At 37.4% G+C, this 19862-nt stretch carries 13 protein-coding genes; 10 read left to right on the top strand and 3 right to left on the bottom strand.

The window, feature by feature from the left end; genetic code table 11:
* Positions 1 to 2: 2 nt before the first annotated feature.
* Positions 3 to 2912 carry a triple tyrosine motif-containing protein gene (locus JL102_RS04625; protein ID WP_202243077.1) on the bottom strand — a complete coding sequence of 970 codons (2910 nt, stop codon included), beginning with the start codon at positions 2910 to 2912 and terminating at the stop codon, positions 3 to 5.
* A 272-nt stretch (positions 2913 to 3184) separates the two neighbouring features.
* Here JL102_RS04625 and JL102_RS04620 point away from each other — a divergent pair, with 272 nt between their 5' ends.
* The 5 genes from JL102_RS04620 to JL102_RS04600 all read left to right on the top strand — a co-directional run bounded on the left by JL102_RS04620 (position 3185) and on the right by JL102_RS04600 (position 11312).
* On the top strand, positions 3185 to 6271 hold the full coding sequence (locus JL102_RS04620) for a SusC/RagA family TonB-linked outer membrane protein (protein WP_202243076.1): 3087 nt from the start codon (positions 3185 to 3187) through the stop codon (positions 6269 to 6271).
* Positions 6272 to 6287: 16 nt separating this feature from the next.
* Entirely contained in the window at positions 6288 to 7856 is a 1569-nt protein-coding gene (locus tag JL102_RS04615; RefSeq protein WP_202243075.1) for a RagB/SusD family nutrient uptake outer membrane protein, read from the top strand.
* A gap of 10 nt (positions 7857 to 7866) precedes the next feature.
* On the top strand, positions 7867 to 9522 hold the full coding sequence (locus tag JL102_RS04610; RefSeq protein WP_202243074.1) for a PKD domain-containing protein: 1656 nt from the start codon (positions 7867 to 7869) through the stop codon (positions 9520 to 9522).
* Positions 9515 to 10657 carry a family 16 glycosylhydrolase gene (locus JL102_RS04605; RefSeq protein WP_237390395.1) on the top strand — a complete coding sequence of 381 codons (1143 nt, stop codon included), beginning with the start codon at positions 9515 to 9517 and terminating at the stop codon, positions 10655 to 10657. Before JL102_RS04610 ends, JL102_RS04605 begins: the two co-directional genes overlap by 8 nt.
* Positions 10658 to 10775: 118 nt before the next feature.
* On the top strand, positions 10776 to 11312 hold the full coding sequence (locus JL102_RS04600) for a DUF4920 domain-containing protein (protein WP_202243073.1): 537 nt from the start codon (positions 10776 to 10778) through the stop codon (positions 11310 to 11312).
* Here JL102_RS04600 and JL102_RS04595 read toward each other — a convergent pair whose 3' ends face one another.
* Both JL102_RS04595 and JL102_RS04590 read right to left on the bottom strand, forming a co-directional pair.
* Positions 11313 to 11678, bottom strand: coding sequence for a hypothetical protein (locus JL102_RS04595; RefSeq protein ID WP_202243072.1), 366 nt, complete (start codon positions 11676 to 11678; stop codon positions 11313 to 11315).
* 3 nt (positions 11679 to 11681) lie between these two features.
* A complete protein-coding gene (locus tag JL102_RS04590) occupies positions 11682 to 14126 on the bottom strand; it encodes a penicillin acylase family protein (RefSeq protein ID WP_202243071.1) in 2445 nt (814 codons plus the stop codon).
* 131 nt (positions 14127 to 14257) lie between these two features.
* Between JL102_RS04590 and JL102_RS04585 the strand changes: the two genes are divergently transcribed.
* The 5 genes from JL102_RS04585 to JL102_RS04565 are packed head-to-tail and all read left to right on the top strand — an operon-like array spanning position 14258 to position 19859.
* Positions 14258 to 14806, top strand: a complete 549-nt coding sequence (locus JL102_RS04585) for a KdsC family phosphatase (protein ID WP_202243070.1) — start codon at positions 14258 to 14260, stop codon at positions 14804 to 14806.
* A 23-nt stretch (positions 14807 to 14829) separates the two neighbouring features.
* Entirely contained in the window at positions 14830 to 15648 is an 819-nt protein-coding gene (gene kdsA / locus JL102_RS04580; RefSeq protein ID WP_202243327.1) for a 3-deoxy-8-phosphooctulonate synthase, read from the top strand.
* A 33-nt stretch (positions 15649 to 15681) separates the two neighbouring features.
* Entirely contained in the window at positions 15682 to 16641 is a 960-nt protein-coding gene (locus JL102_RS04575; RefSeq protein WP_202243069.1) for an SDR family oxidoreductase, read from the top strand.
* Between the two features lie 16 nt (positions 16642 to 16657).
* Positions 16658 to 17449 (top strand): polysaccharide biosynthesis/export family protein, encoded by a 792-nt coding sequence (locus JL102_RS04570; protein ID WP_202243068.1) that lies wholly within the window; start codon positions 16658 to 16660, stop codon positions 17447 to 17449.
* A gap of 13 nt (positions 17450 to 17462) precedes the next feature.
* A complete protein-coding gene (locus JL102_RS04565) occupies positions 17463 to 19859 on the top strand; it encodes a GumC family protein (protein ID WP_202243067.1) in 2397 nt (798 codons plus the stop codon).
* Positions 19860 to 19862: the final 3 nt, after the last annotated feature.

The raw sequence follows: 19862 nt of genomic DNA, 5'->3' as shown, positions 1-19862 counted from the left end.
CTTTAAAACTTCAAAATAAACTCCTGTAGGTTAGTAGACCGTTCAAGTTCTAATTTTTTTCTAAGTCGATAGCGGCATATTTCTACTCCTCTTACCGAAATATTTAAAAGTTGCGCAACCTCTTTGGTGGAAAGGTTCATGCGCAGATATGCACTAAGTTTCATCTCTTGAGGGCTAAGATTAGGGTATGATTTCTTTAAGCGATTCGTAAAGTCTCCATGTACTCGATCGAAGTGGAAAGAGAAATGTTCCCAATCGGCATCCTGAGATATATTCTTGTCAATATTGGCAATTATCTTCCTTAGCTCTTTTTTAACTTCCTGGTTTTTACTTCGCTTTGATATTCCGGAGAGATTGCTTTTAATATTAGAAATGAAGCCATTTTTATTAATTAAATGCATGGTAGAGGTGGCAAGCTCTTTATTTTTATTCTCTATTTCCCTTTGTAAGTTTTCATTCTTTAGCCGCTGTATTTCACCTGCCGTTTCTTTTGTAATTGTTTCTATCTCTGAATCTTTTCTGTGTAATTCTTTTTCTTGCGTAAGTGACATAGCCATTTTTTCTCGTTTATGTTTTTTATCAAATAAATAGAAGGACACGAATAGTAACATGATAATTATAACACTGTATGTTAAATAGGCCCAGGTAGTTCTGTACCAGGGAGGAAGCACCACAAAGGTGTAATGCGCAATTTGGCTTTCCTTGCCATAAATGTTACTGGCTTTTACATGAAAAGTATAAGTTCCTTCATTAAGGTTGGTGTATTCTTTTTCAGTTTTGGCAGTCCATGCACTCCATTTTTTATCCGCATTTTCCAACCAAAATTTATATTGGGTACCTTCAAGGCCGTCTAAATAAGCAGCACTGTAAGATATCTGAATTGAGTTATTACTATATTCCAAGTGTGGAATCTGATCTTTAGGTTGAAGATTGGTAATTTGCCCTTTTTGAGTGAAGAAGCCATTAAATAGAAGTTTCGCAGAATCTCCTGAGATCTTTACACTTCTTATTAAAGTATGAAAATTTTGTTCAGGCAGCTTTTTTTGATTGGCATCGTATAAGATAAATCCTTCTTTAGCCGCATATAGCACCTGATTGGCATTCAGTATATTGACGTTTTGGAGGTCGTCGTTGAGCATATTTTGTAGCTTATTGAAAATATCTTTTTTTATAGCAAATCCACCTGTGGGTTTGCTTTCTAACATGCCAATTTCATCAGGGGATAGGAAGTATATATTTTGAAAGGTATCATCTGCCAGAGCTGTTATTACTTCATCTTTGAAATAGGGGGAAAAGAAATTATCTAGCACAAATTGATCACTTGGCTCATCATATCTATAAATCTGATTGGTAGTGGTAAATACAAGCCTGTTATTGATTTTGAAGACATTGATCATGAGGTTGGAAGGAAGACCTTTTTCTTCTCCATAGAATCTTACATTTTTTATAGAATCCAGATTTTCATCAAGGGTTAGTCGGTAGATGCCTTTGTAACCATGGGTCATCCATATATCACCGTTTTTATCTTGTTGCATTACTCTTGAAGACTCATTGAACCCTTTGATTTTATGTTTAAAGTGGAGTTGTCCGTTTTCTATTTTGTAAAGGTTTAATCCTTTATAACAACCTTCAATTACATAATCAGGATGGTCTTTAAGGGATAAAAAAGTCCATGATCCGGGAATGTTGGAAATGTTTTCTGCTTGTTTATCTTTTATTATTAAAGCTCCTTTGTGATGTCCTATCAGCAGGTTTTGCTTTATTTTATCTATTGAATACACCTGTCCATCTGTGTTAGGTATAAACTTGTATTTCTCCTCTGTGGCTTGTGTCTTGATATTTTTATAGAAGAGACCATTATTAGTGCCCAGGTAAAGGTTATTACCATCTAAAAAACCTACATAGCCCGAACCAGGAAGTCCTACTTGTTCATTGATATATGTAAAGGGCATACCTAGCTCTACATAGGTTATACCATTATTATGGCCCAACCACAGATTGTTTTGAAGGTCTTCAAAGAGGCAAAGCACCGTTCTATTATTAAGCCCCTGGTCCTTGTTGAGGTGTAATATTAGTTCACCTTGCGGTGAGAGTATAAACAGACCTTTATTTTGAGTGCCAATGGCAAAATTACCATTTCTTAGGCGCAGGGCACATTTAATAGAAGCCTCTTTAAAAATAGACAAACTACCTTTCCATTGGGTGATATTGTTGCTACTAGTAGTGAAAATACCTTCGTTTTCTGTTGCTATCCATAGGTTATCTCCGGTAAGAGGTAATACACTCGCTATTTTGATGTTTTTCAGCTTTTCACCGTAAGGAAGAGGAGTGAGCTTCTGGTTATGAAGAGAAGAAAGCCCTGTTTCTAACTGGTTTACATAAAGTTCATGGTTTACAAAGAATATATTTTCTGGAGGATAATTGGGTTCTAGTACTTCTATTTTTCCCTCCTCATTATAAACAAATATATACTTGAAAGTGCCGAAAATAACTCTGTCATTATTGATAAATACTTTCCACGTCTCATCAAAGTCTCTATACTTTTTGGGAAGACTGTCAGCTAGGGATGTATAGGACAGCTGACCGGTTTTATTAGGGCATAGGTATCCAAAATCTCCCTGGCTGGCTACAAATATTCTTCCTTTATCATTTATTGCAATATGTCTGGCTTTAGTGCCTTGCTTATTACCATAAATAGTCCAGTTGGTGCCGTCATATTCAAGTATCCCGAAATTATTGGCCACATAGATTAGGCCATATTTGTTTTGAGTAATAGACCAGTTTTGAATACCCCCATTGTATTCGTTAGTGGCATAATATCGAATAAAAGGAAGGCCTAAGTTGTAATTTTGAGAACTACAGAGTTTACTGGATAAGACTATAATAGCGATGATAAAAAGTTGTTTTTTCATAATTGCATAAGGCAATATTATACTACTAATGTAGTAATAGGCTTGATGTATTTTGACGTATTAACTGAGAATACCAATAAATATAATAAATTGTATTTTAATTAAAATACAGGGGATTTTAGTTATTTATGATGAGTTTTTTTTCATTGATTTTGAGAGGTTGATGTATTTATGATGTAGTGCTTTATTTGTGATATCTCGTTAAATCTAGTTCATTGCAGTATTAATCGCAAACGATTGCAGATTTCATTTCTTTACTTAACCTTATGAATATGAAAAAAATCCTACTATTACATTTTCTCATGCTTCTTGCCTGGGCCGGGTATAGCCAGACTCAGGTCTCCGGTACGGTCTCCGATCAAAAAGGAGAGCCTTTGCCAGGGGTAAGTATATTAGTAAAAGGAACCACACAGGGTACTATTACTGGAATTAATGGCGACTATACCATTAATGTTGCGGATAACAATGCTGTGTTAGTATTTAGCTTTGTTGGGTATGTTACTCAAGAAATACCGCTCAACGATAGAAATAAAATTGATGTCAACCTTTCTGAAGATATCAAGTCTCTGGAAGAAGTGGTAGTTATTGGATATGGTACTCAAAAGAGAAGTTCCATTACGGGTTCTATTGCATCTATTGATTCTGATGAAATTACACAGGCACCTGCAAGTAGAATCGAGCAGTCGCTACAAGGTAAAGTAGCGGGTGTACAAGTTACGAGTCAATCTGGTCAGCCTGGAGATAAGCCTACCATCAGAATTAGAGGAGCTGGTACTAATGGAAGTGCCGAGCCTATTTACATTGTGGATGGTTTTCAAGTATCAGGAATTGATTACCTAAATCCAGGTGATATTGCCAAGATGGATATATTGAAAGACGCCGCTTCTGCTGCTATATATGGAGCCAGAGGTGCTAACGGGGTGGTGCTTATCACTACTAAATCAGGAAACGGAAAGCCGCTTATTCAATATAGTGGTTATTACGGTGTGCAAAATGCATGGAAAAAGCTGGACGTGCTTAATGCCAAAGAGTATGCAGTGATGATGAACGAAGGCGCTGCTAATGCGGGCCGCTCTCCCATCTTCGCTAATACCGACCTCGGAGCTGGCACTGATTGGCAAGAAGAGGTGTATAACAAAAATGCACCTATTACTAACCACCAAGTAACGCTGTCAGGTTCTAATGATATTTCTAAGTATACCACTGCTCTTTCATACTACTCTCAAGAGGGTATTGTGGGAGGAAAGAAGTCTAAATTTGATCGTTACTCTGCAAGAATCAATTCTGATCATAAAGTAGGAGACAAATTCACTTTCGGAGAAAATATTTCTTACTCATATATATCAAGAAATGCTATTTCTGCTAATGAAGAGTTTGGAGGCATAATGAGTAACGCCATTAACTTAGACCCTGTAACTCCTGTTTACGAGGATAACCCTGACTCTGAGTATTTAAATAATAATGCTGTAAAGAATGGTGATCGCTACTACGCCATTTCTGAATACATAGCACAGGAAGTGGTTAACCCATTGGCCAGGCTAGCTGTAACTCATGGTGATACCAGAGTGGATAAGTTTGTAGGTAACGTATATGGAGAATATGAAATTATTCCTAACCTGAAGTTTAGGAGTAGTTTTGGTCTGGATTTAGGGTATGTAGTTACCGAAGGGTATTCACCGGCCTCTTATCTTAATTCTGCTACCATAACACAAAAGGCTTCTGTTAGCAAAGAAATGCAGAGAACCTTTAATTGGCAGAATGAAAACACGCTTCAATATCAAAAGGATATTGACGATCATTCCTTTACCTTTTTAATCGGTAATACAGTTCGAGAAGAAAAGTATGAGCAGTTTGGAGGAGGTAAGCAGGGTTTAGTAGTTACAGACCCAGACTTAGTTAACTTGGCATATGCTACTGACCCTGAATCAGCTACCATAAGTGGCTTTGAAGTTGAAAACGCTTTGGTATCTTTCTTTGGAAGGGTAATTTATAACTACAAAGAGAAATATTTGCTAACCGCTATCGTACGTAGAGATGGTAGTACACGTTTTGGACCTGATAATAGATATGGAACTTTCCCTTCATTGTCTTTAGGTTGGGTAGCGAGTAGAGAAGACTTCTTCCCAGATCAGGAGGTACTTACTTTCGCTAAACTGAGAGCTTCTTGGGGACAAAATGGTAGTGATGCCATTGGTGATTACAGGTATGTTTCATCTATTGCTACAGGAAGAGGTTATACTTTTTATGATCCTTCTACAGGAGAAACCTATGTGGATGGTGCATCTCCGAGCTTTATTGCTAATCCTGAGCTAAAATGGGAGGCCTCAGAGCAGACTGACATTGGTCTGGATTTAGGCTTTTTTAATGAGAAGCTTTCTGTAAACTTCGATTATTACCGTAAGGAAACTAAAGATTTGCTTTTAGTGCCGCCCGTGCCGGGTATTGCTGGTAATGCAGCTGGTGCTTCTAACGTGGGAGGTGTACTTAATCAAGGGATAGAAATAGCCATTAATTATAACGGAAGTGCGGGAGATTTCACTTATTCTATTGGTGGTAACCTGGCTACTTTGAATAATGAAGTGCTTACTGTAGATGGAAGTAATGGAGTACTTACTGGAGCATCAATTAGTACCTATGGAACGGTTTCTAGGATGGAAGCTGGGTATCCTATTGGGTATTTTTATGGTTACAAAAGTAATGGCTTATTCCAAAACCAGGCAGAGATAGATGGTTATGTCAATTCTAACGGGCAGTTATTACAGCCCAAAGCTGTACCTGGAGATGTTCGTTTTGTAGATTATAATAATGATGGTGTTATCAATGACGATGATAGAACTATGATTGGTAATCCTCACCCTGATATTACCTATGGTTTTAATGGGTCTGCCAACTACAAAAACTTCTCATTAAGCTTCCTTTTCAATGGTGTTCATGGAAATGAAATTTTTAGTGGTATAAGACGTCATGATCTTTCGCAATCTAATATGCCTGCTTATTTTATGGACCGATGGACAGGCGAAGGTACTTCTAACGAAATTCCTCGCTTCACGCTTAATGACACTAATGAAAACTACAGTAGAATAAGTGATATGTATGTAGAGAGTGGTTCTTTCCTTCGTTTGAGGAACGTAACGTTGGGATACACATTGCCTGAAAATGTGAGAGGGCCATTTAAATCTGTAAGAATTTATGGAGCCGTAGATAACCTATTAACCTTCACTAATTACAGAGGTTTAGATCCTGAAGTAGGGTCACGATTAAATGAAAACGGATCGTCTAATGTGCTGGATACTGGAATAGATAGAGGTATTTATCCTCAGCCAAGGACATTTAGAGTAGGAGTAGACTTATCACTTTAAAATGACAGAATCTATCATGAAAAAATTTATAAATAAACATTGGTTATTAATGCTTCTTCTTGTGGCCTGTATGAGCTGCGATGGTATTTTAGATGACAAAGGACCGCTGGATAGCAGGAATGAGGAAGTGTTCTACAAAACAGAAGATGATGCATTAGAAGCACTAATTTCTGTTTATGATGTACTTCAACTGAATACCGTAATAGGCTACCATCCTTATCAGATGTTGTTAGATATTGCTTCTGATGATGCTTATGCAGGAGGTGCCAGTAGTAGTGATGCTCCTAACATTATAGAGATAGACAAGTTTGATATTTCTACTACTAATGGAGAGGTATACGGTTTGTATAAAAAATATTATACAGGTATTTACCGAGCCAATAAGCTGTTGGCTGAAATTGATGGAATAGAGGAGGGGGATGCCGCTACTTTGGCTAGAATGAAGGCAGAAGCCAAATTTTTAAGAGCGTACTTTTACTTTGATCTGGTTAGGTTTTTTGAAAATGTGCCTCTGATATTACAGCCACTTAGCCCTAATGAGTATAACCAACCTCAGGCTGACCCTTCTGATATTTATAATCAAATAGCTACTGATTTGATGGAAGCCATCACTGATCTGCCACAAGAGAGACAAGCAGATGGACGGATTAGCGTATGGGCCGCTAAATCATTATTACCTCGAGTATATTTGTTTTATCATGGCTTTTATGGAGGAGATCTTAAAGTGGGAGATAAAACTTATAACGGGACATCAGCAATGAATATGATTGATGATGTAATTGAGAAGAGCGGTCATGAATTAGTATCTGACTATGCTAGTTTATTTACCCTGGCTGGTGAAATGAGTATTGAATCTGTATTTGAGATTCAATATTCTAATCTAGTGGTTAGCTGTGATTATAGCTACATACAAGGATGTGAAGGAAATATAGGCATACAAATGCAAGGCCCCAGAGTTCAGGATCCCGCAGGAGAGAAGTATGCTGCAGGCTGGAGTTTCTGTACTGTAACTCAGGATCTTTACGATGCATATGAGACAGGAGACCCTAGAAGAGATGCTTCCATTCTAACTATGAGTGAGTTTAATGGTGATTTGACCATAGGCTTTCAACATACCGGTATGTTTAATCAGAAGTACACTACAAAAAAAGAATTTCAATCTGATAAAGGAGAGCCGGCTTTAAATTGGGGCAATAACTATCATGCCATCCGATTTTCTGATGTCCTTCTTATGGGAGCAGAGTTACATGCGACTAATGGAGGAGGAAGAGCTCAGGAATATTTAGATAGGGTACGGGATAGAGTAAGTATGCCAAGTGTAACGGCCAACTTGCCTAATATATATCATGAAAGAAGAGTAGAGTTGGCCTTAGAGGGACACAGATACTGGGATGTGCTGAGACGGGGACCAGCTGTGGCTGCTAGTGAGCTTACCTTAACTAATCAGTCAGGACCAGATTTTGAAGATGGAGAACCTGAAGATTATGAAGTACAGTTTAAGCCCCAAACCAAAGGATTTTTACCTATACCTCAGGTAGAGAGAGACTTGCTAGGAGAAACTTTAAGTCAAAATGAAGGATATTAAGAGATAAAAGATGAAAAATTATATATACATATTTTTAAGTTTTGTATTCCTGGCGGTAGTCTCTTGTGATCCGCAGGAAGAGGATGATTTTGGTCTGGGCTCAGCGCCTACTTCTGCTGATGTTCAGTTTTCTGTAGCTCCTTCAGCCGAAAATGAGAATATTTTAGTGTTTACTAATAAATCTACCGGTTTTAAAGCTGTTTGGGATTTCGGAAATGGTACGGGTGCGGAAGGAGACGTAGTGCGTGGAACCTACCCTCTAGAAGGGCAGTACACCGTAACGCTCACTATATATACGTCTGGCGGAAGTGCATCAAATACTCAGACGGTGGAAATAGCTGTTACGGACCCATCGTTATTAGATATCCCGGTCTATAATATGCTTACCGGAGGTCCTGATAATTTGGAAGGTAAAACATGGGTGATAGATGCTAAAAATCCTGGCCATTTTGGTGTGGGACCTGTAGATGGAGATAGTCCAAGTTATTATGCAGCGCCGGCTAATGATAAGGCAGGTTCAGGTCTGTATAACGATGAATTTACGTTTACTCTGGATGGTTTTTCCTATATTCAGGACACCAAAGGAGATATATTTATTAATACAAAACAAGCAGGTAATTTTCCTGGGGCTTATGAAAATGCAGGTGATTATACAGCTCCTTATGATGCTCAAGATGGACTTAAATGGACTATTTCTGAAGGTGAAGGTGGTATTCAAACACTAAAAATCAGTAATAATGGATTTATAGGATACTACACTGGTGTATCTACTTATCAGGTACTAAGTCTAGATGATAAGAAAATGGTGCTGAAGTTTGAAGATGCAGCAGATCCAACTCTGTCTTGGTTTGAAACACTAATACCATTAGACGTCGCCAATGCTACTCCTCCATCACCAGCATTTTCTTACACTATTAGTGGTTTAACATTAAGTTTTACCAATAATACCGAAGATGCAGACAGTTATAACTGGGATTTTGGTGATAATACTACCTCAACTGAAGCAAGTCCGGTACATACTTATGCTTCTGAAGGAATGTATACCGTTTCTTTGTCCGCAACTAACGTCAATGGAACTGATACTGAAAAAAAGACTATTATTGTATCTACTACCAATACAATTACCTTGTCACAGCTCACTGGAGATAACTCTAAAACTTGGAAATTACTCCCAGCAGCAGGGTCTTTTGGTGTAGGACCATCAAAAGGTAGCACCGAATGGTTTGGTAGTGCTGATCTTTCAGGAGAACGATCATGTCTGTTTAATGACGAGTTTATTTTCAGAACAGATAACAAGTATGTATATAACGCTCGTGGAGATGTTTATGCCGAGCCATACATGGGCGTAGGAGAGGAATGTGTTAATGAATCAACCTTGGTGGGGACTAATGCTGAACCATGGATGTCAGGTACACATGGTTTTGTTTTGAATAACACAGGAGGTCCTTCTGTAATTACTTTGCAAGGAGTAGGAGCATTTATCGCCTTACCAAAAGCGTATAACGGAGGGGAATATGCTGGAGCTCCGCCTACTGAGAGTTCAGTAAGCTATGAGGTGATGTTTTATGTGAATGATGGGGAAAACGAGTTGTTAGGAATCACTATTGATGTGTCAGGATCAGGAGGATCGTTCTGGAGTTTTATATTAAAAGCTGAAAATGAATAATTATAATATGAAGAAGAATTTATTGATGGTGTGCTTGTGCCTGCTAGTAGTAATGGCATGTGGAGAAGATAATGATGACCCAGAAGCAATGGCCCCGAGTGGGTTAGAGCTTAATTATACGCTTTCAGGTTCAGATAATGTTACTTTTACTGCTACGGCTCAAAATGCTAATTACTTTACCTTCCAGTTTGGAGATAAAGAAAATGAGCCTATCACAAGAGCTGATAATGGTATTGTATCGCACACTTACGGAGCCCCAGGCAAGTATGAGGTCATTGCCAGAGCACATGCTTCCAGTACGGTTTTCTCCGAAACAAGCGTTACTGTAGAAATAACGTTACCAGGAGGAGAAGATGATGGCGGTGACTTTCAAATACCCACCACGGGCTATAGCACTCCTGAGAGCTACGAAGGAATGACTCTGGCTTGGAAAGATGAATTTGATGGCGATGCTCTCAATGAAAGTGATTGGACATTTGAAATGGGAAATGGAGATAATGGATGGGGAAACCAAGAGTTGCAGTATTATCAAAAAAATAATACCACTGTGAAAGATGGAATGCTGATTATAGAAGCCAGGAAAGAATCTCAAGGAGGCTATGATTATACTTCTTCCAGAATTATTACCAAAGGGAAAAAGAGTTTTAAATACGGAAGGGTAGACATTCGAGCTGCGTTACCTCAAGGTCAAGGCATATGGCCGGCGTTATGGATGTTGGGAAGTAATTATGATGACGTGAGCTGGCCAAGATGTGGTGAAATAGATATTATGGAAATGGTAGGTGGTGAAGGAAAGGATAATACTGTTTACAGTACCTTGCATTGGTATGCTGAAAGCAAAGAGATAAAGGCTGACTATGGCCAATCTACTACGCTTTCCTCTGGTATATTTGCAGATGAATTTCATGTTTTTTCTTTGGTATGGGATGCAGAAAAGATCGTTTCCTATGTAGATGATAAACAGTTTTTCGTGATAGATATCACGCCTGATGACCTCAGCGAGTTTCATCAAAACTTCTTTTTTATCTTTAATGTGGCTGTGGGAGGCTTATGGCCAGGTAGCCCAAATGCTACTACCAATTTTCCTCAGAGAATGGTGGTAGATTATGTGAGAGTATTTCAGAAGGAAAAATAATTATTAGTTGAATATTTAATGGAGGAGGCCATGCAGAAATGCTTGGCCTCTTTTCATTTATTCTATTATAGATTAATGATGTTATTTTGACTAACTTGTCTCGAAAATTAAGAAACCAATGAAAAAACTAATTACACTATGTCTTTTGGCCTCAATAATGTGGTCTTGCAACCCTAAATCTGAGCAAAATAATGAAACAGAAGCAGATTCTACGGCTACCGCTTCAGAGGTAGAAGCTGAGGAAGAAGTTAAACTAACTGGTAATTTCGGGGATGAAATCTCTGATGATGGAGCTATTACAGCGGATGAATTATATGCTAAAATGGAATCTACAGACTCTATGGCAGTGAAAGTGGAAGGTGAAATATTAGCAACCTGTCAAATGAAAGGCTGCTGGATGACGCTAGACATTCCTCAGCAAGAAGCCATGAGGGTAACTTTTAAGGATTATGGCTTCTTCGTTCCTAAAAGTGGTGTAGAAGGTAAAAAGGCTGTAGTAGAGGGGTACGCGAAAAAAGTAACTACTGATGTAGAAACTCAAAAGCACTATGCTAAAGATGCAGGTAAATCTCAAGAAGAGATTGACGCCATTACAGAACCAAAAACAGAAATTGCTTTTGTAGCTAACGGAGTTATTATTAAAGACTCTAAATAATTACTGGTAATACGCATTAGAGCGCTTTTTCCTAAATAGGTTTCTGAAAAACGTTCCTGAAAGTGTGGAAAAGGCGCCAACCAATCCTCCAATGGTGGCTGTTATAAATATGAGCTTGTAATTGTTTGATGAAAATAAGGGAGCCACTTTATTAGTTAGTTGAGAGCTGGTTTCATAATCTATCCAAAAGGCATGTATTCCCCATAATAAAAATATGGCTATGAAGCCTGAAAAGAAGGAAACCCAACCGTTAAGATTAAACAAAAAGCCAATAATAAAAGCCAAGATGGCCATAGACCAGAAAGGATAAAATAATCCAGCTATGTAACCAGCGATAATTAAAGCTAAAATTTGTAGTAGTTTCATGATTTATGGTTTTAGTTGTTGGCTGTAAATCATTTGGTCGTTCTCCCTTCTGTTAAAGCCAGTAAATATTACAGGTAGATATTTTCCATCTCTCCAGTCATTAATCATATTATCGTATAGAATACTGCCCGGGTTTCCTGATTGTCCTCCGGGGTAAATAACATAGGCCTGAGGTGGGGAAGTCATCTCTACAATGAAACGCTGAGATGGTCCATGATTTCTTTTGGTACTATTAATAGCATCAGCCACGCCATCTACTTGGATATTATACCTGCTAAAGCCAGCCAGACTACCACCTAAATCAGCCAGATGTTTAATGAAAGTACCTTTATAATTACCCCACTTAGTGTCTAATCCTGTTGATTGCTGCCATTCGCTTAAATCCTTTTGAGATTTTTTAAAGGCATAATTGATCAGTTCTGTCAGAGATTCCTGCTTGTCAGTTGAGTCTACGTCAATAAATTTATAATCAGGGAAATTCTTTATAATATAAGTGGTTGTAAATTCATCAGGAGAGGTCAATGCAACATTACTTTTGTTAAATTCATCCCATAAGCAAATCATAAACTGCTTCCACCAAGCCTGGAAGTAGGTGGGAGCATAGCTTTCTACTTTGTATTCATAGTTCCATTCCTGCAGCTGCTGCAAGGCTTTGATTTCCTTTTGACTTAAGCCTTCTAAATGAATTGAATCAAGAAGTATAGGTAATGTTTCCTCTGGTAAAATGCTATAACTATTAACTTGTAACTTCATCATATCTTCTACGGTGATTTGACTCATTTTATTAAGTTCACGGTTAATTATCCGGTTTCGATAGTGTTCTTGGGAGGAGTTATACACCCAATAAGGATATAGCGAATCTACCGATGGCTGGTTAGCAGAACTTACGAAATTCCTTTCAGGATTATATTGATAAGGATTTTGATCTTTTGGTATCTCTTGCTGCCACTCATGCAGAGGATTATTACCATCCATAAGAAACTTACCCTGGCCGGGCCATTTGGCTACGTATTGCCCTTGCACTCTCAGTGCTATATCTCCAGATGTAGAAGCAAAAACGATATTTTGAGGAGGTGCATCCCAGTGCTCAATTGCCTTTAGGTAGTCATCGTAATTTTTCCCTTTATTAAGCTCAAGCAATGCCTTCTGCACCATAGAAGGGTCATGCCCAATCCAGCGAAGGGCATAATTTTTCTTAGCATCATGATCTCCAAAGCTTTTGTCATACACTACTGGCCCCTGGCGAGTGTTTACCACAGTATCATAGTATGTTTCTGCTCCTCTGATTTTAATGGCTTCAATTCTTTTTTTAGTAGGAATCCACTGATCGTTATACTTGTATTTATTTGCAGAACTACCTTGGAAAGTGATTTTATACCAGTCCCTATTATCTCGAGGAGCATTAGTAAAGCCCCAGGCTATTGAATCATTAAAGCCTATGGTTACACCTGCAGCTCCGGTAAATGTAAAACCATAGACATTTACCTCAGGAGATGATAATTGAATCATAAACCATAACGAAGGTAGATTAAGCCCTAAGTGAGTGTCATTACAAAGTATCGGTTTTCCGCTGGCTGTTTTATTGCCAGAAACAGCCCAGTTATTACTGCCGTTATCAGGGTCAGGCTTGGGTAATATGTTCTTTATTAAGTCTGTTGGCAAGTCCGTAGCAGGAGGAGTGGCATTCACTTTTTGAAAGTCCCATGGATTTTCATTTCCTGACGGGATTACTGGTACCATTCTTGGTAGTTTTTCAGGAAAGAGAAAATTGAAGGTCTCTAACCCAAATAAATTCAAAGCATTTGAGTTTTCAAAGTCATCATCATGTCCTGTAAGTGCGTCTATCATATACTCTAAAATCAAAGCAGATTTCATAGGAGTCCATTCTTCTGGCTCATACCCCAAGAGCTTATATTCAATGGGTAGCTGTTGGTAAGATAGTGATTGAATATAGGCGTTAACCCCGTCGGCATAAGCCTTGATGCAACTGTTTACGAAAGGATCTTTTTGCATGGCTTTATAAGTAACCTCAGCACCATAAGACATTCCTTTTCTTCTTTGTAACCTATCAAACGCAAGTCCGCCTTTACCAATAATTTCCGAAACCCTACCCGCTGCGGCATGAGTCTGGAATTCCATTTGCCATAACCTGTGTTGTGCTATTATAAACCCTTGAGCCATATACAGGTCATGATTATTTTGAGCATAAATATGAGGGACTCCATTTTTGTCATAGGTAACAGAAACAGAGTCTTTTAAGCCGTCAATATTGATGGATGTGGCGTATCCTAGCGAGTCATGTTCACTGTTTTGCCAAAATCCTTGAGCAGGATCCAGAAACTTGCCTAGAGGAGGAATCGGTATGTCTTTTATTACTAACCTTGTATTAAGCGAGTAAATCAGCAGAACATTGATTGAAAATATTAACAAAAACTTAAATAGTTTCATACACCAAGAACTTTTCTTGTTAGGATTAAAAGTGCCATAATGGAAAATATGATTTAATCTAATTATAAAAGCTCTATTTATTAAAGGTAACAAAAAATAATCCTGTTATATTTGGTCGATTTTATGAAAGAATGGAAATTATCTTGAAAAAATATACTCAATCTCAGATTGAGAAGGCGAAGAACATTAAGGCTTTTGTTTTTGATGTGGATGGTGTACTTACCGATGGAGGTATAGTGTACAGTAATTCTGGGGATGAAACGAAAGTTTTCAATGTAAAAGATGGTCAGATTATAAAACACTTAAGAAACTCTGGTCTTATTGTAGGGGCAATCACCGGACGTGAATCCGCATTAGTCGAAAGAAGATGCAAAGAATTGAAGTTAGATTTTTTTTACCAGGGGATTAAAGATAAATTTGCAGTATATAAAGATATCCTGTCTGAATATAATCTAAAGGACGAGCAGGTAGCCTACATAGGAGATGATATCATAGATCTTAAGGTGATAATCAATGCTGGTTTAGGCATAGTGCCTGCTGATGGTGTAGAGTATGTAAAAGCTGAGGCGGATCTTATAACAGAAAAAGAAGGTGGCAGGGGAGTAATAAGAGAAGCGGCAGATTTTATATTGTCAGCTCAAGATATGTTAGAGAATATTATAAATCAATATAAAGCGTGAGTTTAGAGAAGTCTAAGGAAAAGATGCACATTACTGATAAGATAGTATTAGGTGGTGAGCGAATGGTTCTTTTTGCTGGCCCATGTGCAGCTGAGAGTTATGATATATGTATGGAAACCGGAGAGAAGGTTAAATCCGTATGTAAGGAATTAGATATTGATTATGTTTTTAAGGCTTCATTTGATAAAGCTAACAGAACATCTGCAGGATCATATAGAGGTAAGGGTATTGAAGGTGGATTGCAGATATTAGAAAGAGTAAAGAAAGATCTTGGGGTACCGGTAGTGACCGATATTCATGAATCATATCAGGCTGAGGAAGTAGCATCTGTAGTTGATGTACTCCAAATACCTGCATTTCTTTGTCGTCAAACAGATCTATTGTTGGCTGCAGCCAATACTGGTAAAGCCGTAAAGGTAAAAAGAGGACAGTTTATGGCTCCTGAAGATATGAAATATGCGGTTGATAAAGTGAGGGGAGCAGGAAACAATAATGTATGTTTAACAGAGCGTGGAGCTAGCTTTGGTTACCATAATTTGGTGGTAGATATGCGAGGATTGCCTGTAATGAGGCAGTATTCTCCTGTTGTATTCGATGTTACTCATAGTGTACAGCAGCCAGGCGGAGCAGGAGGAGCATCAGGCGGGCAGAGGGAGTTTGCTCCTTTCTTAGCCAGAGCCGCCGCCGCAGCGGGAGTAGATGGATTCTTTATTGAAACCCATCCAAATCCTTCAGTAGCATTGAGCGATGGGCCAAATATGATTCCTCTACATGAAATTGATGATTTTTTAAGAATGCTAAAAGAAGTTTGGGCTGTAGGAAATAGATACACTCAGCTGTAATTTTTTGAATAGAATAAGTCAGAATAACTTTTCATGAAAGTAATTGTAACCGGAGGAGCCGGGTTTATAGGATCTAATTTAGTAGCAGCATTATTAAATGACTCTAGGGTAACAGAGGTTAGAGTGATTGATAACCTTTCTAACGGGTATCATTCTAATATAGAGGAGTTTATTGATAATCCTAAGTTTTCTTTTTTTCAGGAAGATATCCGAGATTATGAGAAAATGGTTGAGCTTACTCAAGGATTTGATGCCATTTCTCACCAAGCTGCACTAGGATCAGTCCCTAGATCTATCGAAAACCCAATGCTTTCAACAGAAGTAAATGTATTGGGAACGGTTAATGTATTGCATGCAGCTGTTCAAAATAAAGTAGGTAGAGTAACACTGGCTTGTTCTTCAAGTACATATGGAGATAGTAAAACATTACCTAAGGTAGAAGATAATATTGGCAATCCACTTAGTCCTTATGCTATCACCAAATATGCGGTGGAACTATATGCAGACGTATTTAAGAAAACATATGGACTTAATTATGTGGGATTTAGGTATTTCAATGTATTTGGGCCAAAACAAAATCCTAAAAACCCATATGCTGCGGTAATACCATTATTTTGTCAGGCTTTTATAGAAGGCAATGAGCCCACTATTAATGGAGATGGACACACATCCAGAGATTTCACTTTTGTAGATAATGCTGTTCAGGCTAATGTTAAAGCGATCTTTACAGAAAATGAGGATGCGCTTAATCAGGTTTATAATGTAGCCTGTGGAGAGCAAACCAGCCTGAATGAAATGATTGATATGCTCAAAGATATTTCGGGGAAAGACATCAAAGCCAACTATGGCCCTGAAAGAAAAGGAGATGTAAAACACTCTAAGGCCGATATAACCAAAATAACCACCTCCTTAGAATATGAACCAGAAGTTAAATTTAAGGAAGGTTTAGCATCTGTTTATAGTTGGTACGAAGAATTTTTACAGAATAATTAGACCCTAACCACTGAAGATGAAGAGACTTCTATTCTATCTCTCGATAGCCTTACTAATCACCTCGTGTGTCCCTAATAAAAAACTGGTTTACCTCCAAGAAAAAGATGAACTCAAGCATTTAGATGAGATCCCTAAGGATTCAGTGTTAAGAACACATCAAATGGATGTTCAAGAATACAGAATACAGCCGTTGGATGTATTATACATCAATTTTGAGAGTATTACTGATGAGGAGTATGATTTTTTCTCTAAGGTAAACCCAAATATGGATAATATAGGTGGTAATAGTAATATTAATTTAAGAGGTGTTTTGGTAGATGTAAATGGTAAAATTGAGTATCCAGTAGTGGGCAAAGTAGGAGTTGCAGGATTAACAGTTTTTGAGGCACAAGATAAAATGCAAACTATTGTTAATAAATATCTTTCAGATGCCGTGGTAAGGATAAGGTTGTTGAATTTTAGGTTCACTGTTTTAGGGGAAATCAATGGGGAAAAAGTTGTTAACTCTCAAAATACTAGAGTTACTATGATGGAAGCTATTGGATTATCCGGAGGCTTTACAGAATTAGCTGATAGAAGTAATGTTAAGGTCATCAGACAGAAAGGGAATACTTCGGAAATATTTTATATAGACTTGCTAAAAGAAGATTATATAGAATCAGAGTATTTTTATGTGCAGCAAAATGATGTGATAATAGTTCCGCCTTTGAGGCAACGAGCGTTTAAAAGATATTTTGCTCAAAATTTAGGAGTGATCACTTCTGCTGTTTCTGCTGTCTTATTAGTTGTAACTCTTTTAACTAGATAATTAAAGCATGGATATGTCTGATTTCGATGAATTTGATGACGCTCCTAAAAAAGGAACTTCAGGTGGTATTCAAATTAATTATTTGAGGGTTCTTACAAGTGCGGCTAAATATTGGTACGTGTTTGTTCTTGCTTTATTTATTTCCGTTTCTTGTGCGTACCTAGTTAATAGGTATAGTACGGATATCTATCCTGTCAAGGCGTCAATTATCATTAAGGAAAACGAGGAAAATGCTGGCGCAAAGTTTCTTTATAATAATGCGCTCGTTAACCCCTATAGAAACTTTTATAATGAACTGTATATACTAAAATCGTATTCTTTATTACAAGCTGTTGTAGAGGATCTGGGATTCATGGTCAGTTTTTATAGAGAGGGGAATATAAAAACTGTTGAGGTATATGATAAGGATTTTCCAATTCAGATCCGTCCTGTTGAGGACACAATGCAACCTTGGGGTAAATCTTTGGCAATTACTATGTTGTCAAATAATAAAATTAGATTAGAAAGGGTCAGTGATGATAATAGTGAGTCTACTATCATTGATGAAGCAGTTAATTATTTGGATACAGTGAATATTGACGGGTATAAATTATTTTTTACTTTGAAGAAAGATGTTCCTGAATCACTACTGGATAAACGGTTTATTATAAAATTTAATGACCCTGTAATGTTAGCAAAAGGCTATGCTAATAAACTGGATGCTAGTTGGGCGCAACAGGGAGCTTCTGTGGTAAATCTTTCTATTAAGGGGGCAATACCTGCCAAGGAGGTTGCTTTCATAAATAGGTTTATAGATAAATATCAGCAGTACGATGTAGATAAGAAGAATTCAGCAGCAACTAAGTCTATCGCTTTTTTAGATAAACAAATTAAAGATATTAAAGATTCTTTGCAATATTTTGAAGAAGCTATATTAAGGTTTAAGCAAGATAATTTACCCGTTAGTGTTGATGAGGAGACTACTAGGTTATATGAGAGATTGGAGGCACTCGAATCTAATAAGGTCAACTGGCTGTTACAAAAGAGTTATTTCGAATATATTTCAGATTATTTGAAGTCAGGTAAGAACTATGATAAAATAGTTACACCTACAAGTGTTGGCATAACAGATGCCGTATTAGTAGGGCTAATTAATGAATTGATAGAAGTAGAGGGGCAGATAGCTGAGTTTAAAAACAGAGGCTTGTATGATCAAAACCCGTTATTTGAGCAAAAATCTGCAAAAGTTCAGCAATTAAGAAAGGCTATATTGGAAGGTGTTGAAAATTATAAATCTACTCAGCAGATCAATTTAAGATTTGTGAATAATCAAATTCAATTATTGGAGAAAGAAATGAAAACTCTTCCAAAGTTAGAACAGCAGCTATTGACTATTCAGAGAAATTATTCGCTACAAGAAAATTTATATACTTTTTTACTTCAAAAAAGAGCTGAAGCAGGGATCTCCAGAGCTTCGACTAGTTCGGATATTGTAGTTGTTAATCCTCCAATGGTTTCTGGCGGTAAGTTGAGTCCGAAGCCTTTTCAGATTTTTGGTGTAGCGATAGTCTTGGGATTAATTGTACCATTAGTTTTTTTCTTGGTATTAGAATTACTTAATAATAAAATTCAGGCAAAAGAGGATATAGAAAATATTACCACTATACCTTTTATAGGAGGTATTGGACACAATGGTCTAAAAACGAATTTAGTAGTTTATGAAAAACCTAAATCATCCGTTGCAGAGGCTTTTAGAGCATTAAGGTCAAACTTGAATTATTTTACTGAAGGTAAAGAGAAAAAGGTTTTTATGGTTAATAGTTCGATAAGTGGAGAAGGAAAGACTTTTACTACGATTAACTTGGGAACTGTTTTGTCTATTTCAGGAAAAAGCACCTTAATTATTGGAGCCGACTTAAGGAAACCTAGGCTATATGATGACCTAGGGTTAACAAATAGTATAGGTCTAAGCAATTATCTTTCTGGTATGAATACGTTTGATGAAGTTATACAAGGTACGATAATTGAAAATTTAGATCTAATAAGTGGGGGGCCGGTACCTCCAAACCCGAGTGAATTAATTATGAGTGATCGAATGGACAATCTCATTTCTATGGCTAAAGAGAAATATGATTTTATTATTTTAGATACCCCTCCTATTGCTTTGGTTACAGATGCTTTTATTTTATCAAAGTATACGGATCATACGATATTTTTAATAAGGCAAAATTATACGCCAAAACCGGCAGTTAAAACGGCTCAGGAATTATATGAGCACGGTAAGATTAAAAATATTAGTATTTTATTCAATGACATTTTGAAAAGTGGACCTGGTTACGGCTATGGTTACGGTTATGGATACGGCTATGGCTATGGCTATGGTAGTAATGCTTATGGTTACTATAGCGATGAGTCAATAAAAACTGATTGATTT

It is taken from the genome of Fulvivirga sediminis (assembly GCF_016757215.1).
In the GTDB taxonomy this organism is placed as follows: Bacteria; Bacteroidota; Bacteroidia; order Cytophagales; family Cyclobacteriaceae; genus Fulvivirga; species Fulvivirga sediminis.
The sequence above is the reverse complement of the archived record's forward strand: the minus strand, read 5'-3'. Positions and strand labels throughout refer to the sequence as shown.